General features: G+C 50.6%; 23 protein-coding genes. 9 read left to right on the forward strand and 14 right to left on the reverse strand.

Going from position 1 to position 23,843, the window contains the following annotated elements; translation table 11 throughout:
- The first annotated feature begins 300 nt into the window (after window positions 1–300).
- The 5 genes from glnK (at window position 301) to METLU_RS0123105 (ending at window position 7,302) form a co-directional block, all read left to right on the forward strand.
- Window positions 301–639 carry a P-II family nitrogen regulator gene (glnK, locus tag METLU_RS0123085; RefSeq protein WP_027160261.1) on the forward strand — a complete coding sequence of 113 codons (339 nt, stop codon included), beginning with the start codon at window positions 301–303 and terminating at the stop codon, window positions 637–639.
- 13 nt (window positions 640–652) lie between these two features.
- Entirely contained in the window at window positions 653–2,095 is a 1,443-nt protein-coding gene (locus METLU_RS0123090; RefSeq protein WP_027160262.1) for an ammonium transporter, read from the forward strand.
- 237 nt (window positions 2,096–2,332) lie between these two features.
- On the forward strand, window positions 2,333–2,671 hold the full coding sequence (locus tag METLU_RS0123095) for a P-II family nitrogen regulator (protein WP_020159458.1): 339 nt from the start codon (window positions 2,333–2,335) through the stop codon (window positions 2,669–2,671).
- Between the two features lie 16 nt (window positions 2,672–2,687).
- Window positions 2,688–3,992, forward strand: coding sequence for an ammonium transporter (locus tag METLU_RS0123100; protein WP_027160263.1), 1,305 nt, complete (start codon window positions 2,688–2,690; stop codon window positions 3,990–3,992).
- 91 nt (window positions 3,993–4,083) lie between these two features.
- A complete protein-coding gene (locus METLU_RS0123105; RefSeq protein ID WP_027160264.1) occupies window positions 4,084–7,302 on the forward strand; it encodes a DUF748 domain-containing protein in 3,219 nt (1,072 codons plus the stop codon).
- A 51-nt stretch (window positions 7,303–7,353) separates the two neighbouring features.
- Here METLU_RS0123105 and nirJ read toward each other — a convergent pair whose 3' ends face one another.
- From nirJ to gltA, 13 genes are all read right to left on the reverse strand, one after another.
- The gene (gene nirJ, locus METLU_RS0123110) at window positions 7,354–8,538 is read right to left on the reverse strand and encodes a heme d1 biosynthesis radical SAM protein NirJ (protein ID WP_027160265.1); all 1,185 of its coding nucleotides are present in this window, start codon (window positions 8,536–8,538) and stop codon (window positions 7,354–7,356) included.
- Between the two features lies 1 nt (window position 8,539).
- Entirely contained in the window at window positions 8,540–9,046 is a 507-nt protein-coding gene (ahbB, locus tag METLU_RS0123115; RefSeq protein WP_027160266.1) for a siroheme decarboxylase subunit beta, read from the reverse strand.
- 2 nt (window positions 9,047–9,048) lie between these two features.
- The gene (locus METLU_RS0123120) at window positions 9,049–9,492 is read right to left on the reverse strand and encodes an Lrp/AsnC family transcriptional regulator (RefSeq protein WP_027160267.1); all 444 of its coding nucleotides are present in this window, start codon (window positions 9,490–9,492) and stop codon (window positions 9,049–9,051) included.
- The gene (gene ahbB, locus METLU_RS0123125) at window positions 9,485–9,994 is read right to left on the reverse strand and encodes a siroheme decarboxylase subunit beta (protein WP_027160268.1); all 510 of its coding nucleotides are present in this window, start codon (window positions 9,992–9,994) and stop codon (window positions 9,485–9,487) included. Before ahbB (METLU_RS0123125) ends, METLU_RS0123120 begins: the two co-directional genes overlap by 8 nt.
- Window positions 9,987–10,445 carry an Lrp/AsnC family transcriptional regulator gene (locus METLU_RS0123130; protein WP_027160269.1) on the reverse strand — a complete coding sequence of 153 codons (459 nt, stop codon included), beginning with the start codon at window positions 10,443–10,445 and terminating at the stop codon, window positions 9,987–9,989. The genes ahbB (METLU_RS0123125) and METLU_RS0123130 overlap by 8 nt, the downstream gene beginning before the upstream one ends.
- A 1-nt stretch (window position 10,446) precedes the next feature.
- A complete protein-coding gene (locus tag METLU_RS0123135) occupies window positions 10,447–11,610 on the reverse strand; it encodes a cytochrome D1 domain-containing protein (protein ID WP_027160270.1) in 1,164 nt (387 codons plus the stop codon).
- 81 nt (window positions 11,611–11,691) lie between these two features.
- A complete protein-coding gene (locus METLU_RS0123140) occupies window positions 11,692–11,997 on the reverse strand; it encodes a c-type cytochrome (protein WP_027160271.1) in 306 nt (101 codons plus the stop codon).
- 6 nt (window positions 11,998–12,003) lie between these two features.
- The gene (locus METLU_RS0123145; RefSeq protein ID WP_027160272.1) at window positions 12,004–12,315 is read right to left on the reverse strand and encodes a c-type cytochrome; all 312 of its coding nucleotides are present in this window, start codon (window positions 12,313–12,315) and stop codon (window positions 12,004–12,006) included.
- A complete protein-coding gene (locus tag METLU_RS0123150; RefSeq protein WP_027160273.1) occupies window positions 12,315–13,901 on the reverse strand; it encodes a nitrite reductase in 1,587 nt (528 codons plus the stop codon). Before METLU_RS0123150 ends, METLU_RS0123145 begins: the two co-directional genes overlap by 1 nt.
- Window positions 13,902–13,956: 55 nt before the next feature.
- Entirely contained in the window at window positions 13,957–14,874 is a 918-nt protein-coding gene (locus METLU_RS0123155) for a sulfite exporter TauE/SafE family protein (protein WP_027160274.1), read from the reverse strand.
- Window positions 14,875–14,876: 2 nt separating this feature from the next.
- Window positions 14,877–15,590: an MBL fold metallo-hydrolase gene (locus METLU_RS0123160; protein WP_027160275.1), complete on the reverse strand. Its 714-nt coding sequence runs from the start codon at window positions 15,588–15,590 to the stop codon at window positions 14,877–14,879.
- 175 nt (window positions 15,591–15,765) lie between these two features.
- Window positions 15,766–17,043 carry an alginate export family protein gene (locus METLU_RS0123165; protein WP_196806592.1) on the reverse strand — a complete coding sequence of 426 codons (1,278 nt, stop codon included), beginning with the start codon at window positions 17,041–17,043 and terminating at the stop codon, window positions 15,766–15,768.
- A gap of 81 nt (window positions 17,044–17,124) precedes the next feature.
- Window positions 17,125–18,423 (reverse strand): citrate synthase, encoded by a 1,299-nt coding sequence (gene gltA / locus METLU_RS0123170; RefSeq protein ID WP_027160277.1) that lies wholly within the window; start codon window positions 18,421–18,423, stop codon window positions 17,125–17,127.
- A gap of 1,127 nt (window positions 18,424–19,550) precedes the next feature.
- On the opposite strand from gltA, the gene METLU_RS28515 reads away from it, so the two are divergent.
- The 4 genes from METLU_RS28515 (at window position 19,551) to METLU_RS0123205 (ending at window position 22,847) form a co-directional block, all read left to right on the forward strand.
- Window positions 19,551–19,724 carry a hypothetical protein gene (locus METLU_RS28515; RefSeq protein WP_196806593.1) on the forward strand — a complete coding sequence of 58 codons (174 nt, stop codon included), beginning with the start codon at window positions 19,551–19,553 and terminating at the stop codon, window positions 19,722–19,724.
- A 139-nt stretch (window positions 19,725–19,863) separates the two neighbouring features.
- Window positions 19,864–20,229 carry a hypothetical protein gene (locus METLU_RS0123185; protein WP_027160279.1) on the forward strand — a complete coding sequence of 122 codons (366 nt, stop codon included), beginning with the start codon at window positions 19,864–19,866 and terminating at the stop codon, window positions 20,227–20,229.
- Between the two features lie 1,029 nt (window positions 20,230–21,258).
- Window positions 21,259–21,756, forward strand: a complete 498-nt coding sequence (gene purE / locus METLU_RS0123200) for a 5-(carboxyamino)imidazole ribonucleotide mutase (RefSeq protein ID WP_027160280.1) — start codon at window positions 21,259–21,261, stop codon at window positions 21,754–21,756.
- The gene (locus METLU_RS0123205; protein ID WP_027160281.1) at window positions 21,753–22,847 is read left to right on the forward strand and encodes a 5-(carboxyamino)imidazole ribonucleotide synthase; all 1,095 of its coding nucleotides are present in this window, start codon (window positions 21,753–21,755) and stop codon (window positions 22,845–22,847) included. Before purE ends, METLU_RS0123205 begins: the two co-directional genes overlap by 4 nt.
- A 68-nt stretch (window positions 22,848–22,915) precedes the next feature.
- On the opposite strand, the gene nhaR is transcribed toward METLU_RS0123205, so the two are convergent.
- On the reverse strand, window positions 22,916–23,824 hold the full coding sequence (gene nhaR / locus METLU_RS0123210) for a transcriptional activator NhaR (RefSeq protein ID WP_027160282.1): 909 nt from the start codon (window positions 23,822–23,824) through the stop codon (window positions 22,916–22,918).
- Between the last annotated feature and the right edge of the window lie 19 nt (window positions 23,825–23,843).

Raw genomic sequence — 23,843 nt, forward strand, 5'->3', positions numbered from 1 at the left:
AATTTAATTTATTGTAGCGCAAGCTGAATCATCTCAGGCGTTAGGTGTCTTTTGCAATAAAAATTTTGATTAAAGTTCTTTGCAATGATTTTGGCTATCCACAATCCGGGCGGCTAAAAACTTGCACTACTTTAAAGCGGTTTTAAGCTTCAAAATGGTGCTGAAAAAACCGGGTTTGCACCGCAGTTGTGCGGCTTTTTTTATAAAACACTATTTTTTTCAGCATTTATCAGGGGTTTTTGCTTGGCACAGTCTGTGCATTGGATATTCCAACAGTTAACGTAAGCAATGAGGTGTTGTATGAAACTGATAACCGCTATTATCAAACCCTTCAAACTGGACGACGTCCGCGAAGCCCTTTCAGATATAGGCGTTTCCGGCGTCACGGTAACCGAAGTCAAAGGATTTGGCCGCCAGAAAGGACATACCGAGCTGTATCGCGGAGCTGAGTATGTGGTTGATTTTTTACCTAAAGCAAAAGTTGAAGTTGCGGTAGGCGACCAACTGGTCGATCAGGCCGTAGAGGTGATCGCCAAAGCCGCTAGTACCGGCAAAATTGGGGACGGCAAGATTTTCGTCACTAATTTGGAGCAGGTTGTCCGGATTCGTACCGGAGAAACCGGCGATGAAGCATTATAAATTAGGGGGAGATATGAGAAGACTTTTAAACACCTTGATACTGTTTACGTTACTGGGATTTGCAGGGCTTTCATTCGCAGAGCCGAGCGTGGCTTTAGTGGAAACCGTAACGCCGGCTGTTCCTGCACCAACTGCGCCGGCGGCTACGCCGATCGAAAAAGGCGATACCGCCTGGATGATCGTTGCGACAGTGCTGGTCATTCTGATGGTCGTGCCCGGTCTGGCGCTATTCTATGGCGGCATGGTGCGCGCAAAGAATATGCTTTCCATGCTGATGCAGGTGTTCGTGATTTTTTCGATGATGGCGCTATTGTGGGCAATTTACGGTTACAGCATCGCATTTACCGAGGGCAACGCTTTCTTCGGCGGGCTCAGCAAGATGTTTCTTAAAGGCATAACGCCGGAGTCGGCAGTCGGCACATTCAGCAAGGGCGTTTATGTGCCTGAATATATCTATGTTGCCTTTCAGCTTACCTTTGCCGGCATTACGCCTGCGCTGATCGTCGGCGCCTTTGCCGAGCGCGTCAAGTTTTCAGCCATATTATTGTTCATGCTGATCTGGTTTACTTTCGCCTATCTGCCGATGGCGCATATGGTCTGGTTTTGGGCGGGTCCTGATGCCTATACCGATGCCGCGGCTGCTGAAGCAGCCGGTGCTACGGCAGGGTTCCTGTTCCAAAAAGGTGCGCTGGATTTTGCCGGCGGCACGGTGGTGCATATCAATGCAGGCATTGCCGGTTTGATAGGTTGCCTGATGATCGGCAAACGCATCGGCTACAAAAAGGAATCCCTGGCGCCGCATAGCGTCACGATGACCATGGTCGGTGCGGCTTTGCTGTGGGTCGGCTGGTTTGGCTTTAATGTGGGCTCCAATCTGGAAGCCAACGGTCTAGCCGCTCTGGTTTTTGTCAATACACTGCTGGCCAGCTCGGCGGCTACCCTGGCCTGGATGGTTGCCGAATGGATAACTCGCGGCAAGCCCAGTATGTTGGGGGCGGCTTCGGGCGCTATTGCTGGCCTGGTTGCCATTACGCCTGCCTGTGGCTGGTCCGGGCCGATGGGCGCTATCATTCTTGGGCTGGTCGCCGGCGCTATCTGTTTCTGGTCAGTTACAAGCCTGAAAAGCCAGCTTAATTATGATGATTCGCTGGATGCGTTTGGTGTGCACGGGATCGGCGGCATCATTGGCGCTTTAGGCACAGGTATCGTTGCCAATCCGGCACTGGGCGGCACCGGCGTTTGGGACTATGTCACCAATAGCGTAGCCGAATACAGCGTGGCCGGCCAAATCGCCAGCCAGGCATGGGGGGTCGGCGTTGCAATCATATGGTCCGGTGTGGTGTCCTTCATTGCTTATAAGATCGTGGACATGCTGGTCGGATTGCGGGTCAGCGAAGAGGTCGAGCGCGCAGGACTTGATGTTTCGGAGCATGGCGAAACGGCCTATAACATTTAATTTGGGCGCTTTTGGATAGCTCAATAAAGTCAATATTTGGAGCATTATGAAACGGTGAACTGAAGTCATCGACACCGGATAGAAGATGGGCGCGCAATGCGCCCGTTTTCGTTTGGATTAATACGGGTTTTTCCGGCATGCCAAGGCGGCCGGACGGACAATTGTATGTTGATTGATAATTCACTATGATGACCGCTGATGTTATTCCTAATTTTTACTTAATAATCGAGAGAAATCATGAAATTAATCACAGCAATCATTAAACCGTTCAAGATGGATGATGTAAGAGAGGCGTTATCTGAAATTGGCGTTGCCGGCGTGACTGCCACCGAGGTTAAAGGCTTCGGGCGCCAGAAAGGCCATACCGAACTGTACCGGGGGGCTGAGTATGTGGTGGATTTCCTGCCCAAGGTTAAGCTGGAAATCGCAGTGCCGGATGATATTTTGGATAAGGCGGTAGAAACAATCGTAAAAGCGGCCAATACAGGCAAAATCGGTGATGGGAAAATCTTTGTCTCCAATCTGGAGCAGGTGATTCGGATCAGAACGGGTGAAACCGGGGAGGACGCTATTTAATTATGTCGGAAATAGAATGTTGTTTAAATTTGGTAAATTGTTTTTAACTTTATTATTACTGCCGGAGTTGGCTGTGGCCGGCGAGTTGAACCAGGCTAATACGGCCTGGGTTTTAACATCGACGACGCTGGTTTTGTTTATGACGATACCGGGACTGTCGCTGTTTTATGGGGGGCTGGTCAGAAGCAAAAACGTGCTGTCGGTTTTGATGCAGTGTTTTTCAATTACCTGTCTGGTTTCCATACTCTGGTTGGCCGGTGTCTATAGCCTGATTTTTTCTGATGGCGGCGATCTGCAAAAGCTGATAGGCGGCACGTCGAAGTTTTTTTTACCGGATATCAGGACTGAATCACTGACAGGCGATATTCCCGAAACAGTTTATTTCATGTTTGAAATGACATTCGCGATTATTTCACCGGCACTGATCGTCGGCGGTTTTGCCGAGCGCATGAAGTTTTCGGCAATGCTCTGGTTCAGCGGTTTGTGGCTGATTCTCTGTTATCTGCCGGTTTGCCACTGGCTCTGGGGCGGTGGTTGGCTGGCCGATCTGGGTGCGATGGATTTCGCCGGCGGTATCGTGATTCACGTCAATGCCGGCGTTGCGGCCCTGGTGGCGGCGCTGGTGCTGGGCAATCGGCGCGGCTTTCCGACCACGGCCATGCCGCCGCATAACATGACCATGGTCGTGACCGGCGCCGGCATGTTGTGGGTGGGCTGGTTCGGTTTCAACGCCGGCAGCGCTTTGGCTGCTAATGGCAATGCCGGCATGGCCATGCTGGTCACGCACATCGGCGCGGCTTCCGGTTCTTTGGCCTGGATGTTTGTCGAATGGCAACATTTTGGCAAACCGAGTGTCTTAGGCATTGTGACCGGCATGGTAGCAGGATTGGGCACGATTACGCCGGCTTCCGGTTTCGTAGGTCCGGTCGGCGCCTTGGCAATCGGCATTACCGCCGGCATCGTCTGTTTCTACGCGACGCACTATGTAAAGCGCACGCTGAAAATCGACGATTCACTGGACGTGTTTCCCGTGCATGGAGTAGGCGGCATTGTCGGATCGTTATTGACCGGCGTGTTTGCGGCGGGCAGTCTGGGCGGCCTGGGATTGGCCGATGGCGTAACGATCATGGACCAGGTCGGCGTGCAGGCACTGGCGATTGCCGTTACGGTGCTCTGGAGCGCTGGTTTCAGTTATCTGATATTGAAAATGCTGGATAAACTGATAGGCTTGCGGGTAACAGCCGATGAGGAAATGCAGGGACTGGACATCGTGCTGCACGAAGAAACCGGCTATCAGAATTTATCAGAATATATAAGTTAAATCTCAGTGGTTTGTCACAAAAAAGGCGGCGGTAGGGTCGCCTTTTTTGTTTAAAATGGTTGCAGGTGAAACTGATCTGATTGCAGGGGTTATGATAAACACACGGAAAGCAGTATCCATCATTGCAAAGGTTTTATTGACGATCGCCATTGTTCTGGCTGTCTATGCCGTGGCCGGTTTTTATATTGTGCCGGCGGTATTGAAAGCAAAACTGCCCGACATGATTGAGCAGCAAACCGGCAGGAAAGCATCCGTGGAAAAGGTTCAGTTTAATCCGTTTACACTGTTTGCAAGCTTGCAGAACGTCGAGGTACAGGAAAAAAACGGCCAGCCTTTCGCCGCTTTCGATCACTTCCATTTCAATATTAATGCCTTTGAATCCATCAAACAGTCCGCATTGGTTATTGACGATGTACGGCTGGAAAAGCCTTTTGTTCATATCGCCAGACAAAAAAGCGGGGACTTCAATTTTACCGACTTGATCAAGGATGAAGCTGAACCCAAACAGGAAGAAGAGGAAATGTTTCCTGTAACGATCGGGAAACTGTCGATGGCGGAAGGGAAACTGGCTTACGAAGATGCCTCTGCCGGGCGGCCGATAAAAGAGCAGATTTTCCCGATCAATCTCCAGATAGATAATTTCTCGACGCTGGCCGACAAGCTGTTCAAATTAAGTCTGTCGCTCGTGCTGTCGCCGGGCGGCCAGTTTGACTGGCAGGGCACGGCCGGCATTAACCCGGTGGTTTCAGAAGGCAGTATCAAGCTCGATAAAATCAAGCTGCAAAAAATCCTGGCGCTGGGCACACAGGAAAAAGCTCCGCTTGAATTCAAGGGCGACGAACTGCTGACGACCACTTACAAGATCAATTCTTTAAAAGAGAAAGGCCGATTCAGCATTGATTTGTCGTTAGTGCTGAATACGGGCGAGCACCTGACTTGGAAAGGCACGCTAAATACCGACCCTATATCCTCGGAAGGCCATGTCAAGCTGGAAAAGGTGACGCTTGAGAGAGTTCAGAAGCTGGCGTTGCAGGATTCAGTTCCCTATAACTTGAAGGGCGAAGAACTGCTCGAAGTCGATTACAAGGCCAGTTATGCGGACGACAACCTCAAACTTGTGATCAGCCAGGGACGGTTTGACATTCGCGACTTCCAGTTTTCGGAACGAGAGCAGGATAAAGTTTTAATTAAACTGCCGAGTTTTTCAGTGCGCGGAATCGACCTGGATCTGAGCCGGCAGCAAGTCGGAATCGATTCCGTTTCAGCCGACGGCGCCGATGTTCAGGCCTGGCTGAACAAAGAGGGCGTCATCAATTACCAGGCTTTGTTCGCGGCCAATAAAGGCGATGAAGCTCAGGCTCCCAACTCGGCGCCTCAACCGCCAGCCGCTGAAAAAACGCCATGGAAACTTAAAGTCAACAACATCGCGCTCAATAATTCAGCGCTGGCTTTTGAAGACAAGACGTTGAAAAACCCTGTCGCGGTGAAGCTCTCCGACGTTAATTTCAAGCTGAACAATTTCAGCACTGAGGCTGGCACTAGCATGCCTTTTCAACTCAATGCAGGCGTCAATAAAAATGGGTCGATAGCGCTTAAAGGCGATATGGTCAGCGAGCCTTTTTCCACCCGAATGTCCGTCGGCGTCAAGAATATCGGCCTGGAAGCCTTCCAGTCTTATCTGGATAAGTTTGCTCGGCTCGATATCATGGATGGCAAATTCAATATGGACGGCAAACTGTCGGTCGCGCTACAGGAACAAAAGCCGCCGGATATCAAGTTTAACGGTAATACCGGCATTGCCTATTTATTGACGCGCGATCAGCTGGTCAATAAGGATTTTATCAAATGGAAAAATCTGGCCTTGAACGATATAAAGGCGGATGTGCTGGCCGAGCGTTATACGGCCGGCACATTGGCTATCGACAAACCTTACGCGAGGGTGATCATCAAGAAGGACAAGTCGGTCAATTTCAATGACGTGATGGTGGCTGGTGAAAAAACCGAAACGAAGCCGGCTAAGAAAGCGCCGCCGGCTGCTAAAAAAGCGAAGCAGGGCAAAAAAACGCAGCCGGTCAAAACAAAGGCATCTGCCGATCGCAAAAAGTTATATTTTAAAATCGACCGGATTCGGATAACGGACGGCTCTTCGGATTTCGCCGATTTATCGTTGATTTTGCCTTTCGCGGCACATATTACCGATCTCAATGGTGGTGCCGGCGGATTTTCCTCGGAAGAAAAGTCCCGGATCAATGTCGCTTTAAAAGGTATGGCCTACGATCTGGCGCCGGTCGATATCAAGGGCGAAGTCAGCCCGTATCAGGGCGATTTCGATCTGGAAATGAATTTTCGCGGCATGCCGATGCCGCTGATTTCGCCTTATATGGTGGAGTTTGCCGGTTATAAGGTTGAAAAAGGCAAGATGACACTGGGGCTGAAATATGCCGTTGATGACGGTAAATTAACCGCATCGAACAGCATCCTGATCGACCAGCTCACGTTGGGCGAGAAAGTGGAGAATCCTGATGCCGTGTCCTTGCCGCTTAAATTGGCTGTGGCGCTGATGAAAGATTCAGAGGGAAAAATAAAAATCGATGTGCCGATTACCGGCAGTCTTGAAGACCCGAAATTCAGCATCGGCGCGATCATTACCGATGCCCTGGTGAATGTCATTACCAAAATAGTCAAGTCGCCGTTTAATGCGCTGGCTTCACTGGCTAATGGCAAGGAGGATCTGAGCTCGATCAGTTTCGCCGCCGGCAAGGCCGAACTGGATGAACAGCAACAGAAGAAGCTGAAGGCAGTGGCCAAAGCGCTCAATGACCGGCCGGCGCTGAATGTCGACATCAAAGGCGCTGCTTTCCTGGAGCAGGACTGGCCCGCCATGACCGATGCAGCCTTGTTGGATCAGCTCAAGAAAAGGCGGGTGTCGGAGATAGACAAAGAGGGTAGCAAAAAAATACTCGCGGAATATATCGAACTATCCGATGAACAATACAAGCGCTTACTGGCAGATATGTTTATAGAGAAGTTTCCGTTGCTGGCGGACAGATCGTTTTTCGGCACACCGCGCTTAAAGGATTCGAAAGCCGGCGATTTTTACGAAGTCGCCAGGCAGAAGCTGACCGCCGCTATCCAGCCGGAACAAAAGCGGCTTAAAGAGCTGGCCGCGGACCGGGCTCAGGCGATTGCAAAATATCTCGTTCAGCAAGGCGGCATAGATAATGACCGCGTGTTTATTCTCGATCCCTCGGTTGATCCTAAACGGGAGAATGACGAGATTATTAGCACGTTGTCGTTAAAGGTTGAATAATGGATCCTCTCGCATTTACCGCATTCAAGAGGCGGCAAGAGTTTGGTCTCTTTACATGATATTAGTATCGATTACGCCATTAAACTGTTCCCCAGGATTAACTCCAATTTCTGCATCAGTCAGATAACAGCCCGGATCTTCGGCCCAGGCATTACCTGATGTTTGCTGCGCCCTGACCCGGGTATTGCCGTTGCAGATGCGTTGGAAATGGCAGGTTGCGCAACGGCCTTCCAAGGGCCTCGGGTTCTGTTTAAGCCCGGCCATCAGCGGGTCGGAAACATCCATCCAGATTTCCGAAAAAGGGCGCTGCCTGACATTGCCCAAATCGTAATGCCACCAGAACGTGTCCGGGTGCACATGGCCGAGATTGTCGATATTGGCCACATTGACGCCGGAGGCGTTGCCGCCCCATTGTTCCAGCTTGGCCTTGATATGGTCGGCTTTATCGGGGAATTTTCTGGCGACCCAGTGCAGAAAATAAACGGCATCGGCATCGTTGTTGCCGGTGACGAATTCGCGGTCCTTGCCGGCTTTAAGCCATTCGTAGCTCGTCTCGAACAGCAAATCCATCGCTTCTCGCGTCATCTGAAAATGCGCGTCATCCTTGCGGTTTCTGTTGCCGCGGCCGCCGTAGTTCAGGTGCGACAGGTAGAACTTGTCGATGTCATGGTCGTCCATTAATTGCAGCAGGGCCGGAAAGTCCTGGTAGTTATCCTGCGTCAAGGTGAAGCGGATGCCGACCTTGATGCCTTTCTCCAGACACAGATGCACGCCGCGCAGCGCCTCGTCGAACGAACCCGGCATGCGCCGGAACCGGTCATGCGTGTCTTTGATGCCATCCAGGCTGACGCCGATATATTGATAATCAATCGAAGCGATTTCATCGATATTGTCGGCCGTAATTTTCGTGCCGTTGCTCGACAGTGCGACGTAAAAGCCCATGTCTTTAGCCCGGCGCGAAATGTCGAAAATATCAGGGCGCAGCAGCGGCTCGCCGCCCGACAGGATCAGCACCGGCACCTTGAACGCCTTCAAGTCGTCCATGACCCTATAGACTTCCTGCGTGCTCAGTTCGTCAGGGAAATCGATATCGGCCGAGGTCGTGTAGCAGTGCTTGCAGGCCAGGTTGCACCGGCGGATCAGGTTCCAGATAACGACCGGCGCGGCCGGCTTGCGTGCCGGTTTTATCGGCGTCGGGGCTATCAGTTCCCGCATGTAGTGGCTGAGTCTGAACATATTATGGGGCTACGGTATCGGATGGGGTACTTTTAGAGCGGCTGCGAAAACCGGTTTTTTTCAGGATTTTCGTGCTGTACAGCACATCGCAGCCGCGATTGTAGTCGCCAAGCAGGTCGGCGATCTGCCGGATCTGTCGGTCAACGTCGGCCTGCGTTTTGCCATGCACCATCGCGAACAGGTTATAGGGCCAGTCGGGCAGATGTCTCGGGCGGTGGTAGCAATGGCTGACGAATTCCAGTTGCCCGACTTGCCGCCCCAGTTCGTCGATCCTGCCATCGGGTATGTCCCAGACCGTCATGCCGTTGTAATGGTAACCCAGCTTGTAGTGATTGGGCACGGCGCCGATGCGGCGGATGATGCCGCTGGCCTGCATGGCCGACAGGCGCGTCATGACCTCATCGGCGGTCAGATTCAGTTTTTCGGCGATCGTCTGGTAAGGTTCCGGCGTCAGCGGCAGGCCGGCCTGCGTGGCTTCGATGATTTTGCGGTCTATGGCATCGAGCATGGTCAGGCCTCCAGCTTCAGGTTGACGAAGTACTCTTTTATTTTCGGCATATTGTAGACGGCCAGTCCAGTTTGCTGCTCTATCGCTTCAATGGTCTGCCAGACTTGTTCGGGCGTTTCCGTGGCGATCACGAACCACATGTTCAGGGTATGTTGGCGTGCATAATTGTGGGCTACTTCGGGAAAGGCATTGATAATGCCGGCGATTTCATCAACCCGGTCTTCAGGGGCTTTAACGGCAGCCAGTGTCAGTGCGCCGCCCATTTGCTCGGCATTATAAAGCGGTCCGAAGCGCGTCAGTATACCGTTAGCCCGCAGATTCTGGAGCCGGGTCAGCAGTTCGGCTTCCGTGATATTCAGTGTCAAGGCGACCTGCCGGTAAGGCGCATCGCAAATCGGAAAGCCGCCTTGCAATGCATTGATGATTTTTCTGTCCAGATTATCCATGGGCTACTTCCGCGTCAGCTACGGTTGCGATGTTCTTGTAGACGGCGCCGCGCTGCTTGAAACAGCGGCGGCTGAATAAAACTTCGTGGTCAAAGCTCGTCAGGCCGCAGGCGTCGGCAAGCTGTTCGAGTTGCTGCAGGACAGTAGCTCTGTCTTTGCCGTGGATCATGCAATACAAATTATAAGGCCAGTCCGGTCGTCTCGGCCGCTGATAGCACAGTGTCACGAACGGAAACCGGCTCATGTGGCCGCCCAGTTGCTTGACCAGATCGTCGGGCACGTTCCAGACGACCATGGCGTTGGCGCGATAACCCAGCTTCCGATGCTTGACAATGACGCCCATGCGTTTGATGAGGCCCTGTTGTTTCAGCCGGGCCAGGCGTTCAATCACTTCCGATTCGGGCATGTCGCACCAGTGCCCGATTTCGGCATACGGTCGGGAACAAACGGGCAGTCCCGTTTGTATGTGCTCCAGTAGTTCAAGGTCGCGGCTGTCAATCATTATTCAGGTCCAGCTTAAAGCCTAAATCAATAAAAAAATCATCCAGCAAAGGCAGTTGCATGATTTTATAAGTGGTTTCATGTTCGATGGCGTCAATTACGTCCTGCAGGTGGGCGGCATCGGAGGCGATGACCACGAACCAGAGGTTGAACCTGTGCTCGCGCTCGTAATTATGGTTGACTTCCGCATAGGCGCTGATTTTGTCGGCGACTTCCTGCAGCCGCTCTTCTGGCACCGCCATCGCGGCCAGCGTGCTGATGCCGATGTGATTGGGCGGAATAACGGGCCCTATGCGGCTGATAAAGTGGTTGTCGTTCAGATCGTTCAAGGCCGAGATCACATCATCTTCAGCAACGCCCAGTTCATCGGCAATGGCCTGATAAGGGCGCTCCGTGAGCGGAAAATCGTGCTGGAAATCATTCAGCAGTCGCTTGTGCAATGGCGTCAGCATGTTACAGACCTATCTGGTGCGCCCGCGAGCTGAAGAAAATACCGCTGGGCGTTTTTGCCGGCAGACGAGCTATTTCAGTTAGTGTTTCGGTATCGTAAACAACCAGCTGATTGTCATCCCGTACGGCCACCCAGACCTGCTCGCCGCGCGGCGTAAATTCCATGTGCAGCACGGCCTTGCCTGGCGTCAGGGTTTTACTGATGTTCAGATCCTTGACGTCAATGACCTGCACCTGGCTGTTATCGGGGAAGGCAAAATTAACCCAGATTTGCCGGCCATCGGGCCGGGCTCTGACAAAAACCGGTTGTCCGGCTACCGGGATGGCTTTCACCAGTTGCCATTGGCGTTTGTCGATCACCAGCACTTCGTGTTTGCCGATGGTCGGTACGAGCAGATAATCGCCGGCAATAGCCCAGCCTTCAAGGTGCGGCATTTTGTAAACCGGCAGTTTTTCATCGGTTTTGCCGTATTCCGGCAGTATGCGTTTTATGCCTTCTGACGTATTCCATAAGTCCAGCAGGGCCAGGCCAGGCTCGCCGAATAAACCGGCGATATAATAACGGCCATCCGGCGATATCAAGGCATCATATGGCTGCTTGCCGATATTCCTGAATTTTTGCACGGCAGGCTGTTTAGGGTTTTTAAGGTCCAGCACCCAGATTTCGCCGGCATCGAACAGGCTGAAGACAAAGCGCTGTCCGGGCGCGTCGACAATCCCTACCACTTTGGATAGCTTGCCATCGTCATATTCGGCCGGAATGTCGGCGATCAGTTCCAGCGTATCAGAGGAAAAAACCTTGACGCCGCCAGGCGTGTAATTAGATACGGCGATGAAGCGGCCGTCCTGTGAGATAGCGCCGCCAATGCTGTTGCCGGCCTGAACGATGCGCTTGGCTATGGCATCATTGAGCAGATCGACTTTGGTCAGGCCTCCGTCGCGGCCGAAAACATAGGCATAGCGCTCGTCTCGAGAGAAGACAACCGACGCATGCGATAAGTCCCCCAGTCCTTCGATTTCAGCCAGTTGTTTGTGCTCAGTGCTGTTAATAATCAGGGTCTTGCCGTCTTCGCGTTGAATAACGACGCCTAAATCCCCTGTAGCGCGCGGTTCCGCCACGGCATTAAGGGAAAATATGAAGCCTAGAATGGGGATTAGCTTTTTCATAATGGATCAATAATGCGCTTGCGCACCTTAAAGTTTTGAACAGGACAGGATGCGCGGGCGCATCCTGTTGCTTAGTATGGATTAATGCTCAGGATTGCGTAAAACTTTAATTAGCCAGAGCGCTTCATCGCGGTTGATAAATTGTTGCCAGGGCGGCATGGCAGTGCCTTTGCGGCCGTTAAGAATGGCATCGGCCAGAAAATCATCCGACTTCCCGGCCAATGCCTCAGGCAGCAGGGCAGGGCCCAGGCCGCCTTTTAATGTTAAGCCATGACACGCGCCGCAATCATGCTTGAGCATGTTGCGCAGCGCGTTTTGCCTGTCTGCCGATGGTTCACCGGCAAGAGCTGTACTGGAAACCAGCATTAACAGCAGCAGTTTTCTCATGCGCGTTTACGGTTTCAGCCTTGCATAATAGGCGACCACATTATCGATATCGTTATCGCTTAATGAGCCGGCAATATTATTCATGATGTCCGATACGCGCGTCTTATCGCGGTATTGCTTCAGCGCTGATTTCAGATATTCGGCATCACGTCCGGCCAACGGCGGAAAAGGCGCGCCGGCGGACGGGGTTGTAATGCCGTGGCACTGTGAGCAGACAGCTGCCGCAATCGCATGGCCTGCATAAATGCTTGCCGCGTTAGCGCTTTGAGCGACGGCCAGACCTGCAATCAACACAGTGGAAAGAGCAAATATTCTCATTATTTCGCCCCTTCCATTTCGTCCGGAGAAAGACCGCGGGTCATGTATTTAACGCGGCCGTGCGAGAAAATACCGGCCGGGCTTTCCATCGAGACGGAAGCGACTTTTTTCAGCGAGTTGGAATCATAGACTACGACTTCATCGCCGCTGTAACCGGCGCTGACATACAGGAATTTGCCGTCCGCGCTGTATTCAGGGAAGTAGGCGTGGCCACCGACATCCAGCGTTTTTGCGACTTCCAGCGTTTTCTTGTCAATCAGCTGAACAGTACGCGCGCGTCTGTCTTTGCTGATGATATCCACGGCTACATAAGGCGCGTTAGCGTGTGCGGCCGGTGATTCGGTGCCGCCGGAAACCGGGATTTGTTTGACGACTTCCATGGTATCCAGATCCCAGACGCTGACGACTGTTTTGTCGCAATCGCCGAAGTTGGTGCCGAAGCCCAGCGTGCGGCCGTCAACCTTCACGGCGGAACCGCCGCCTACATGCGGCACGCAGCCCGCTTCCAGTTTCTTGATGACCTTGCGGTCTTTCAGGTCGATCGCGGCGACGATGCTGTCATCGTAAGAAGCGATCATCAGTTTGCGGCCGTTGTGGGTCAGGAACGCATCGTGCAGATGGCGGCCGACATCAGTGATTTTAGTGACGGGGAAATCCTGATCTTTTTTCAAGTCGACCACCCAGACCTGGCCGGCGTTTTCCAGCGCAATGGCGAAAATGTCGTCATAGGGCGTACCGATCACCATGCCGGAATCGGAGGTAACCATTTTGCCGTCCGGGTCAACACCTTCCAGTTCAAAGGTTTTCAAAGGTTCCAGCGTGTCGGCGTCCAGGATGACGGCATTGTGCGGCACGAATGAACCGGCCATGATGTATTTGCCGTCACGCGATACGCCCATGCCCGGGCCGTTAAAGCCGGTCTTGATGCTACGCACGGCTTTCATGGAATACAGGTCGACTTTGAAAATTTCCGCCGTGTCGGTTTTTACATAAGCCCAGCGCGGATTGGCCGGGTTGTAGTCGATGATGTGCGCTGCAGTGCCAGTTGGGACTTCGCCGATTTGTTTATGTGTGGTGCTGTCGATGAAAACGGCTTTGGAGCCATCACCGCGTCCGTACTTGCCGCGCGCTGCCACACCGATGACATCATCCATGCTGCTGATTTCGTAGGTCGGTTTGTCGGGCAAGGTGCTCTCGTCTTTGACGTACACTTTTAATGACGATTTCATGTCATCAATCGTCCAGGCCGGGTTATCCAGCGTGGGTGTTTTTTGCAGATGACTGACCAGGCCGCGGATCTGATCGTCCGTTAAACGGCCGTAAAATGGAGGCATCAGCGTGTCGAAACTTCCAGTCATGATCACGGTGCGCAAAGCGGTAGGACTGCGGCCTTTCAGTGTATCGGCATTCAACGCCGGCGCCAGGTAGCCGCCATGATCGGAGCCGTGACAGCTGGCGCAGTTATCTTCATACAACTGGTGCATGTTTTGGGCGTTATCGGATTTAGCCTGTACGGCTAAAGGCAAAACGAGAGCGGTTAAGCCGGCAATGACTGATTGAGACAAAAGCTTTTTGGTATTTTTCATTCTTTATGGACTCCAGGTAGTATTGAATCAATATTATCTAATTAACACTGAAAGCTCAAGTTTGATTACGATCATTGTTTTTTTGTACCGTATGTGCCCATAGCCATATCCGATAAGACAGCATAATGAGCAGAATGGTCGATGCCCCGAGAATAAAGTCCTGATGGCGTATGACGAGGTCTTTTAACTGCGCAATCATGGGTGGATTGATCTCGCGATAGAGCAGGAAACAGCCGAGAATGAAAACGAACAGGCCGAAGCCGCGTCTTAAATGGTGGCCGGAGACCTTGCCGGACAAGCTACTGCCGACAAAACTGCCGATAATGGCGAAAGCTGTAAACAACGCCGTTAAAACAATGTCGATGGTCATATGGTTGGCGTGTCCGGCCAAGGCCGCCGAAGATTGCATAACGATAATAAACAGTGACGTGCCTATGGCGGCATGCATGGGCAGTCCTGCCAGGTTATTCAGTGCCGGAACCATCAGGAAACCGCCGCCCACGCCGATCAGACCCGTCACTGAGCCTACCAGAAAGCCGTCAAGCATCAGCGCTATAAACGGTAAGTGTCGGGGGCAGGGCTTTTGTGATGACAGTTGCGGCGTCTGCACGGGCTTGGGCGTTTTTTCATTGCGCAGCATCGACAGCGAAGCAGTCAGCATGATGGCGGCAAACAGTACCAACAGCAGCGAGTCCGGAACGTAAGTTGCGAGCCGTCCGCCCAGAAAAGCGCCGATCATGCCGGTCAGGCCGAAGGCCAGCCCGGTCGTCCAGCAAACCTTGCCGCGGCGGGCATGGTTGGCTACGGCTATCAAGCTGGTCAGGCAGACGACGATTAATGATGTGATGATCGCGTTTTTAGCCGACAGGCCGGCCAGATAAACCAGGACCGGCACGGTCAGGATTGAGCCCCCGCCACCGAGAAGGCCCAGCAGAACACCGATCAACAGAGAAAGCGCAATTAACAGCAGCATCGTTAACCTTGTATGACTTGTTCGTGTTTATCCGGCTTACCGCAGGACTGATTGGCGGGCAGTGCTTCATCAATATATTTGGGATAGGGCAGGTTCAGATTCGCCATGATTTCAATGAATTCATCGCGTGTCTTGCCGCCGCCCAAACGGGTATTGGTCGCTATTTCCTGTTTGATCGTGGATACTGTTTTGCCGTTGTAATCATGGCCTGGATATAGCAGCGTGTCAGGCGGCAGCGTGAATAGCTTTTGCGTGATGCTGTCATACAGCATGCCGGCATCGCCCTGCTGGAAGTCCGTGCGTCCGCAGCCATTGATGAATAATGCATCACCGGAAAAAACACGGTCTCCGACCACGTAACTGACACAGCCCGAGGTGTGGCCCGGTGTATGGAGAACGAGTATTTCAATCTCGCCCGCCTGAAGCGGCACACCATCGGTGACCAGTAAATCGGCGCACATGGCGCCGGCATCGCGGTGAACGATGCCTTTGCTGCCCAGCCTGTCTCTCAACAGGCCTGCGCCGGTGATGTGATCGGCGTGGACATGGGTTTCCATTGTATAGATCAGCGTTAGGCCCAATTCATTTAAAAGCGCCACATAGCTATCCACCTCGCTTGCGACAGGATCGATCAGGACGGCTTTTTGAGTGAATTCGCAGCCGATGAGATAGCTGTATGTGCAGGTGTCGGGTTCAAAAAGTTGTCTGAAGATCATCGGGGTAACCTCTTTATTTAAGTAAATAATAAAAAACTAATGTTTGATTATAAAACAATACCTGACAGCGTTTGATAATCTTATTAAAAATTAGACCGGATCTGTCAGCCTTTATTTCAAATTGCCGGGATCTACGCGGGCTCGGGTATTTAATTGAATGATCTGATCAAGTGGTTTAGAAACTGACCTCGGCTTGCAGCCAGAAGTTATGCGTGTCGGTTAGGCCGGTAAGCGCGCCGTTGTCATCGTAATAAGCATACTTGGCGAGCAGGCTGTAGTGTTTGCCGAAGGTTTTGACGGCCATGAAATCCCATTCTTCGCCATAGTCGATTTTGCCGGTGTCATCGGTAAAGTCATGATAAATGCCTTCGATATCGATGCCCATGACTGTGGTGCCGATCGAGCCATAGGTGTCGCGCAGTCCATTGACCGGTATGACCGTGAACTGATCCGACCAGCCATTAAAGTAGTGATCCGATGCCAGAGGCGTTTGGAAAGCAGGGCCGGCGCCTTTACCTCCCAGCTGTTCCACGGCGCCCTTGACAATGAATCCATAAGCATTCAGGCCGGCTATTAACAGGGCATAGTCGGCTTCGTAATCGTCGGGATTATTCGCATAATCCTGTTGATAGGCATACTCGCTGGTAAAGATCGTTGAGACATCGTCATTGATCGTGGCGCCTCCGTTGAAACGCACGCCATAGGTCTGACTGGATTTTATGTTGTCGGTTGGCCGGTCGTTGAAGTCTAGCAGGTAGGTGTAAGCCGATAAGGTGCCGATGCGCTTGAAATCATAGCCGGCGTTGATAAACTGGCTGTCCATGTCGATTTTTTCGGCAGTAACATCCCTGACACTGGTTATGTAGCCGGCATGGATGGTCGTGTTGTGCAATGATTTATTGGTAATCGTTAGCGCGTCAAAGGTTCGCTGCATTTGCCGCCAGTCCTGATCGCCAATAAAACGCTGGTTGTTCAGTGTGATATGCTGGCGGCCCAGTTTGATTTTTGTGTCGGGCAGGCCATTGTAGCTGAGCCAGAATTGATTCAGTTCGTGCTGCTGCGGATCGGCGATGGTCTCATAGGTATCGTGGCCGTTTCTGAGGCTGTTGTAGGTATTGGCGCCTACATCCTGATTGCCTTCATATTCGGCGAAAATCTGGAAACTGTGGAATTCGGGCGTCAAATAGCCCAGGCGCAGGCGAACAGTCGAGGCATTGCCGACGGCTTTGTCAGGCGCTTTGCTGTCATCATTCTCATACCGATAGCGCAGGTTGAATTTTATCTGTCCGTATTTGGCGTCATCGGCCTGACCGAATTTCAATGCCTTTTCGATGGAATCGTCCATCGCAGCCAGGGCAGTCGTATGGGCTATCAAAAGTGATAAAACGGTCGTTGATAAAAGCGTTATTTTGACACTGAAGGTGCTATTAGCCGATGCTTTATATAAAGACATTTTATTTCCCATGATTGATCGCGAACAATACAAGACCGATGCTGCTGACCGATAATACGCCCTACATGCTATGTTTAATAATTAGCGCGCGGCCATAGGCAGAACATCGCGGCTTGTTTGGCCGATATAAAGCTGTCTGGGACGGCCGATTTTCTGTTCCGGATCCGATATCATTTCATCCCAATGCGAAATCCAGCCCACGCTGCGGCCCATGGCAAACAAGGCGGTAAACATATTACTCGGTATCCCTAGGGCGCGCAGTACGATGCCTGAATAGAAGTCGACATTCGGATACAGTTTTTTCTCGATGAAATATTCGTCTTCTAGGGCAATGCGTTCCAGTTCCAGCGCCAGCTTGAACAACCTGTCGTCATGCAGTCCCAACTCATTAAGCACCTCATGGCAGGTTGCCCGCATTAATTTGGCGCGCGGGTCATAATTTTTATAAACGCGGTGACCGAATCCCATCAATCTGAACGGATCGTTTTTATCCTTGGCCCGGTTGATATAAGAATCGATATTGGACACATCGCCGATTTCTTCCAGCATGTTCAATACCGCTTCATTGGCGCCACCGTGCGCGGCCCCCCATAAACAGGCAATTCCCGAAGTGATGCAGGCATAAGGATTGGCGCCGCTGGAGCCGGCCAGACGGACTGTTGACGTGGAGGCATTCTGTTCATGATCGGCATGCAAAATCAGGATTCTGTCCAGTGCCCGCACCAGGATCGGGTTGGGTTGAAAATCCTCGCAGGGTGTGGCCAGCATCATGCGCATGAAGTTTTCCACATAACTCAGCTTGTTTTGCGGATACATGAATGGCAGGCCGATGCTGTACTTATGGCTCATGGCTACGATAGTGGGTATTTTCGCAATCAGGCGAATGGCGCACAGGTCGCGGTCATTCTTGTTGGTAATGTCCAGGGCATCATGATAGAAGGCCGACAGGGCGCCGACTACGCCAACTATGATCGCCATAGGATGGGCGTCCCGGCGAAAGCCTTTAAAGAAATTAGTGAGCTGATCATGCACCATCGTATGTTTGGTGATGGATTGTTCAAACTGCTTCAGTTGATCACTGTTTGGCAGTTCGCCGTTCAGCAGCAAATAGCAAACTTCCAGAAAAGTGCATTGTTCCGCCAATTGCTCGATCGGATAACCGCGGTACAGCAATATGCCGGCTTCACCATCAATATACGTTATCTTTGAAGAACAGCTGGCCGTCGAAGTGTAGCCGGGGTCATAGGTAAACATACCGGTCTTTTTATACAACTCCTGGACATCGATGACGTCGGGCCCCGTAGTGCCTGATAAAACAGGCAACTCACAGATGGGCTGAGTTTCCTCGTTAACTAGGGTAACACTGCGCTGGTTAGTCATGGTACTGATCTCCGTTGTAAAAATGTTACTTCATGACAGTATCACAAAGCTAAATGATATTTAAACAGAAATTACATGCTCAGCTATTTGACCCGCGTAAAGAACCATAATTCGAAATGGAGAAGGTTAATCTCGGATGAAATATCGCTGCCGGAGAAAAAATAATTTAGAGGACTGTCTCATAAAGAAGTCAAGACTGATAACAAAAGAAGAGAACTCTACTCCTTGATATTCAAGGTTGGAATTAGGCGATGGAAAACAGTTTGAGAGAGGACTGTAATGTATCGCTAAATTTCAAATATGTAATTGAGTTTTTTTTGTATGGCGAGATTGCTGTAATCCCAGGTAAACCGTAACAGAAAGCCGATAAATAAAAGGCTTGAGGCAATAAATGCGCTCAAAATAAAGCTGATAAACACAATAACAGTCAGTGAGCCAAACAAGGCGTTTTTGCAGAAATAATACATGGAAAGCCTCTCTAAATTTAGTCAACGTCCTCTATTGATTGTCAGTCAGGCATATCGTTAAGAGATATCAAGGTGATTCTCCCGGAAAACTAGAGTTTCCGAGCTATCTAAAAAAACAGTTTTTTTATTTAAAGAGTAATTAATAGTCGTTTTAGTTTCATACTCTTCAAATAAATATAAAACTGCGCCAAATACTTTTTTAAAAAAATCACGCCAAACTGTGGCTGAACAATGCCAAGACTACGGTAGGAAAGGGTTGCTCTTTGTCGGCGCCGATTGCAAAAGTCGAAGATTAGCTCAAGTAGATTTTATTGCTCTGAAGGCGGGAGGAAGGTAAGATCAATTTCATTTAGTATTGATTCGATATTTATTTGACAGTGGGCCTGGGCTTTCCTATAGTATCGATTCACTACTAGGTGAGAGGTTTTATGAGTTCAGCAATTTCTAGCATGCCCTATTCCAGCATAGGGCAAAGCAGAGCGTGACTGATGCCAATGATCGTGCAATATCAGACTGAAATCGTCCTCTTTGCGGAAATTACTGGATGCGTAAATAAAAAGATGCTTCAGCTGTGATTTAGTTCCGGCACGGGTTTTAGGCCGGAGCTTTTTTATCAGCTGTGACATCCATAGATAATTGATAAACATAAAGGTGCAAAAAATGAATGATGAATCACAAACAAAAGATAAATTCTGGCTGTATGTCGGCTGCTTAACATTTGCTTTAGTGACGGTTATGGTCCTGGTTAAGAAAAGTGAGGAAGATAAATTTGCTCCGATCAAAGAGCAGTTGCAAGAAGAATCCGCGCTTATGAATATTCGCGTTTTAAACTAAATCCTGGGTACACGGGATATTTTGTTGATCCCTTTTTTGCAGAAAAGGCAGTATGCCATGGTTTAGGGACAACACCATAATATAGAAGATATAGCGCATCAACGATCGCTTAAAATAATAGAATGATGAGGAGAAAATTATGAAATTTAACTTGATAGGCCTATTGGCGGCATTATCGCTTTTTTCAGGTGGCGCATCGGCGACAGAGTATATTTACAGGGATCTTATGGCGAATACGCTGCCTTCCGCAAAGTGCGAGGCTAAGTCTGCAGCGATTGAAACTGCTTCAAAGCAATATAATGTGAACAGATTCAGCAAGAAGTTTTGCCAAACACAAGGTTACGGCTGGCACGTTGAAGAAGTGAAAAATCTCGGCACACCCGTCTGTGACGAATGTACGGATGCCGATAGCAAGGGCAAAGCTCAATGTCACTTGGAAGATATGGTCGTTACTTGTAAACGCATTAAACCCGGTTCAGTAGGCATGCTGCCCGGAAAAGGCTAACAGGAAGTTTGAGCGGCAAGAGATCCGAATGGATCTCTTGCTCACATTAACGGTATTGTTGGGCAGTGGGTTTAAATTCATTCTGATGTGAGAGATATCTGTCAATGATGTGTCGAACGCATTAGCATGGCCAATGCAGAATATGAGAAACAGGATGGGACTTGGCTTTTCCTGCAAGCAAGGAAACGGCGCGACGCAACGTTTGCCAGATAAAAGATAATGACTGTCACTGTTTGTCAGCGGAAAGAAAATAACGATTTTCGCAAATTTGCAGCCCCTTTCGGTTTTTCATATCATTTTTTGATATTCTTCCTCAAACTCTGGGCAATTGCTCTTCTGCGCCAATTCTCCCAGGCGATGGAATCGCACTAATTCACCGCTTAATAATTGCCGGCAAAATCAGAAATAGCCCGCGAGTGCCAGCGCCAAATCCTCAAAATTTTCCAGATCCCGGCCTGTAAATAAAAAATAAAAAACCGCCAATTGAAGACCTATGTAAGGGAGCAATCCTATATTCGGCCGCGCACACTGTTTTGTATTACTTCGGTAAGAGTTGGCTCCACATGTATTAAATCAAAGAACAGTATTCCAGTTAAGTATCGGATAAGCGAAGGCAAGTTAAAAGCGCTACGTGCCATTACAGGCTTATCTTGAAACGGCCAAACGGCGAAGAAAAACGTCGAAATACTATCCCTCCCTCCAGTTATTTCAGTTTCAGTCGTGTCATTTCGTTTATTCAATCCGGCAATTCATTATTGTTTTTCAGTATTTTTGATTAACTATAAACATTAACTTACTGAAGCCAAAAGCAGATGTCTGCCCAGAAAAATTTCAATTACACGGTGCTTGCCCGTACTGCTTTTCTTGAATGGCCATAACAGATTCCCTGATCAGGGCTTCCGTCAATGGCCTGTAGGCTATGCAAAAAACTTAAGAAACATCACCGCGACATTTATGAGATAATTTTATATTTAACTATTAACAGGACCCGTTGTGTCCGGATTATTCTGATACTGAAAGGAGTAACACATGACAGCACTGGTTGGCATCATTATGGGCTCGACCTCTGACTGGGAAACCATGCGCTTTGCCGCGGAAACGCTTGATCGACTAAAAGTGCCGTATGAGGCTGAAGTCGTTTCGGCGCACCGGACGCCGGACAAACTGTTTCAGTATGCCGAGGCGGCGGAAGCTAAAGGCCTGGAAGTGATCATCGCGGGCGCCGGCGGCGCCGCTCATCTGCCCGGTATGGCGGCAGCGAAAACCGCCGTCCCTGTTCTGGGCGTTCCGGTACAGTCCAAGGCGTTAAACGGCATGGACTCCTTGTTATCGATCGTTCAGATGCCTGCCGGCATTCCGGTCGGTACATTGGCTATCGGCAAAGCAGGAGCCATTAATGCAGCTTTACTGGCGACAGCCATTATCAGCAACAAGCACAGCGAATACCGTACGGCATTAAACGATTATCGACGTGAACAGACCGAAACAGTGCTTGAGCATTCAGATCCGAGGGAGGATAGGATATGAAAATTGGAATTCTCGGAGCCGGGCAACTGGCGCGTATGATTGCGTTAGCGGGTTATCCGTTAGGGCTGGATTTTATTTTTCTGGACCCGTCGGCCGATGCCTGCGCCAACAAATTGGGTGAACACCTGCATGGGGACTACAGCGATCCAGCCTTGCTCGCGCAACTGGCGGAGCGCGCCGATGTCGTCACCTATGAGTTTGAGAATGTCCCGGCGCATGTCGCCGAGTTTCTGTCGGCGCGGACACAGGTGCATCCTGCCCCCAAGGCGCTGGCGGTTGCTCAGGATCGGCTCATTGAAAAAAGCTTTTTCCGGGAAATCGGGATTCCGACACCGGCTTTCGCAGCCGTGAACAGTCTTGAAGATCTGAGACAGGCTATGCCGGGCATCGGCTGGCCGGCCATTTTGAAAAGCCGCACCCTGGGCTATGATGGTAAAGGCCAGTCTGTGCTCAAGTCGGTTGACGACCTGGAGCCGGCCTGGGAATTGCTGCAAGGCGTGCCCGCTATCGTTGAGGCGTTTGTGCCATTCAGACGCGAAGTGTCGATTATTGCGGTACGCAATGTTTCAGGTGCTATCGTTTTCTATCCGTTATCTGAAAATTTGCATCGCGGCGGCATTCTGCGGGTTTCTGAATGCTGTGATGGCGATACGCTGCAAAAGCAGGCTGAATCTCATGTTTCTATGTTAATGGAAGCGCTGGATTATGTCGGCGTGCTGGCGTTGGAACTGTTTGAGGTGGACGGTAAGCTGGTCGCCAATGAATTCGCACCGCGTGTGCATAACTCCGGCCATTGGACGATTGAAGGCGCTGAGACCAGTCAGTTCGAAAATCATCTGCGCGCCATTCTGGATCAGCCTTTAGGTGCTACGACACCAGTTGGCAAGGCCGCCATGGTGAATTTTATCGGTGGCTTGCCGGCTAACGATGATGTCTTGAAAATTCCGAACGCACATCTGCATCTTTATGACAAAGTCCCGAGGAAGGGCCGTAAAGTCGCCCATGCGACAGTGCGTGCGGAAGATTCGGAGAAGTTATCAGACCTGGTTAGAGCATTGGTTGCGCTTGCCGATCAGGTTGATGATTCATAACCCCAGTCTCTTGCAGGTTGCGGCGACAAAGCCGCGGACGGAGGATTCCTCGTGCGGAGCAAATTCATTTATGAATTTGCCTTGTTGCGGGATAGCCATTCTCCGGCCTTGGCAGTAATAGCTGTTACGGCCGGATGGGATACTTTTCTCAGCATCGAAATGGCATAGAATTGAACGGTTAAATCTTCAGCCTCGCCAATAGAAATCACCTCGCATTTGTCTTCTATTTCTGCCTTGATGGCCGTCGGTACGGCAAAAATACCGATACCGGCCTGGCCAAATTTCTCCATCAGCGCGCTGTCATCAAATTCGCCAATAACGCGCGGATGGATATGCCGCCTGTCAAACCATTGTTGTAGTTGAGTCCTTATTCCGCTGGCGATGCCCGGCAATAATAGCGGAGCATTATCGAGGCAATTCGGGAACGCCTGTTCAAAAGTGTCTGCCAATTTGGGCGCGGCAAAAAAAGTCAGCGTTGATTCCCCTAGTAGCCTGCTGAAGCCGCGAATATTGGTATCCACAGGAATCTGGTTGTCTGATATGACCAGATCCAGCTTGTGCAGATCCAGATCGCCCAAAAGCGAGTCAAGATCTCTTTCCCGGCAGTTGATGCGTACCAGGGTCGGCATGCGCAAAGCCGGCTCAAGCAGCCGATAGACGATGGATTTAGGCACGACGTCGGCAATGCCTACATTGAATGTCAATACTGGTTCAGTAGGCTTATCATGAACCACGTTCTCCAATTCGCTGCCTAGCGAGAAAATTTCATCGGCGTAAGTTAAAACCTTATGTCCGGTATCTGTGAGTTCGAGATGGCGTCCTACACGATCAAATAAAGCCACCCCTAAAGTTTCTTCCAGCAGGCTTAGCTGTCCACTGATAGTCTGCGGTGTCAGATTCAAGCGTTCACTGGCTCGGACAATGCTTTTTTCCTTGGCGACCATCCAGAAGTAATGGAGATGCTTATAGTTAATCATAAATATTGCTCAGTTCATG

Origin of the sequence: Methylobacter luteus IMV-B-3098 (genome assembly GCF_000427625.1) — a bacterium.
GTDB classification, from domain to species: domain Bacteria; phylum Pseudomonadota; class Gammaproteobacteria; order Methylococcales; family Methylomonadaceae; genus Methylobacter; species Methylobacter luteus.

What these genes read in the sequence shown, in the direction of transcription:
- glnK (WP_027160261.1), top strand. Translation starts at nt 301, where the DNA reads ATGAAACTGATAACCGCTATTATCAAACCCTTCAAACTGGACGACGTC.
- METLU_RS0123090 (WP_027160262.1), top strand. Translation starts at nt 653, where the DNA reads ATGAGAAGACTTTTAAACACCTTGATACTGTTTACGTTACTGGGATTT.
- METLU_RS0123095 (WP_020159458.1), top strand. Translation starts at nt 2,333, where the DNA reads ATGAAATTAATCACAGCAATCATTAAACCGTTCAAGATGGATGATGTA.
- METLU_RS0123100 (WP_027160263.1), top strand. Translation starts at nt 2,688, where the DNA reads ATGTTGTTTAAATTTGGTAAATTGTTTTTAACTTTATTATTACTGCCG.
- METLU_RS0123105 (WP_027160264.1), top strand. Translation starts at nt 4,084, where the DNA reads ATGATAAACACACGGAAAGCAGTATCCATCATTGCAAAGGTTTTATTG.
- nirJ (WP_027160265.1), bottom strand. Translation starts at nt 8,538, where the DNA reads ATGTTCAGACTCAGCCACTACATGCGGGAACTGATAGCCCCGACGCCG.
- ahbB (WP_027160266.1), bottom strand. Translation starts at nt 9,046, where the DNA reads ATGCTCGATGCCATAGACCGCAAAATCATCGAAGCCACGCAGGCCGGC.
- METLU_RS0123120 (WP_027160267.1), bottom strand. Translation starts at nt 9,492, where the DNA reads ATGGATAATCTGGACAGAAAAATCATCAATGCATTGCAAGGCGGCTTT.
- ahbB (WP_027160268.1), bottom strand. Translation starts at nt 9,994, where the DNA reads ATGATTGACAGCCGCGACCTTGAACTACTGGAGCACATACAAACGGGA.
- METLU_RS0123130 (WP_027160269.1), bottom strand. Translation starts at nt 10,445, where the DNA reads ATGCTGACGCCATTGCACAAGCGACTGCTGAATGATTTCCAGCACGAT.
- METLU_RS0123135 (WP_027160270.1), bottom strand. Translation starts at nt 11,610, where the DNA reads ATGAAAAAGCTAATCCCCATTCTAGGCTTCATATTTTCCCTTAATGCC.
- METLU_RS0123140 (WP_027160271.1), bottom strand. Translation starts at nt 11,997, where the DNA reads ATGAGAAAACTGCTGCTGTTAATGCTGGTTTCCAGTACAGCTCTTGCC.
- METLU_RS0123145 (WP_027160272.1), bottom strand. Translation starts at nt 12,315, where the DNA reads ATGAGAATATTTGCTCTTTCCACTGTGTTGATTGCAGGTCTGGCCGTC.
- METLU_RS0123150 (WP_027160273.1), bottom strand. Translation starts at nt 13,901, where the DNA reads ATGAAAAATACCAAAAAGCTTTTGTCTCAATCAGTCATTGCCGGCTTA.
- METLU_RS0123155 (WP_027160274.1), bottom strand. Translation starts at nt 14,874, where the DNA reads ATGCTGCTGTTAATTGCGCTTTCTCTGTTGATCGGTGTTCTGCTGGGC.
- METLU_RS0123160 (WP_027160275.1), bottom strand. Translation starts at nt 15,590, where the DNA reads ATGATCTTCAGACAACTTTTTGAACCCGACACCTGCACATACAGCTAT.
- METLU_RS0123165 (WP_196806592.1), bottom strand. Translation starts at nt 17,043, where the DNA reads ATGTCTTTATATAAAGCATCGGCTAATAGCACCTTCAGTGTCAAAATA.
- gltA (WP_027160277.1), bottom strand. Translation starts at nt 18,423, where the DNA reads ATGACTAACCAGCGCAGTGTTACCCTAGTTAACGAGGAAACTCAGCCC.
- METLU_RS28515 (WP_196806593.1), top strand. Translation starts at nt 19,551, where the DNA reads ATGAATGATGAATCACAAACAAAAGATAAATTCTGGCTGTATGTCGGC.
- METLU_RS0123185 (WP_027160279.1), top strand. Translation starts at nt 19,864, where the DNA reads ATGAAATTTAACTTGATAGGCCTATTGGCGGCATTATCGCTTTTTTCA.
- purE (WP_027160280.1), top strand. Translation starts at nt 21,259, where the DNA reads ATGACAGCACTGGTTGGCATCATTATGGGCTCGACCTCTGACTGGGAA.
- METLU_RS0123205 (WP_027160281.1), top strand. Translation starts at nt 21,753, where the DNA reads ATGAAAATTGGAATTCTCGGAGCCGGGCAACTGGCGCGTATGATTGCG.
- nhaR (WP_027160282.1), bottom strand. Translation starts at nt 23,824, where the DNA reads ATGATTAACTATAAGCATCTCCATTACTTCTGGATGGTCGCCAAGGAA.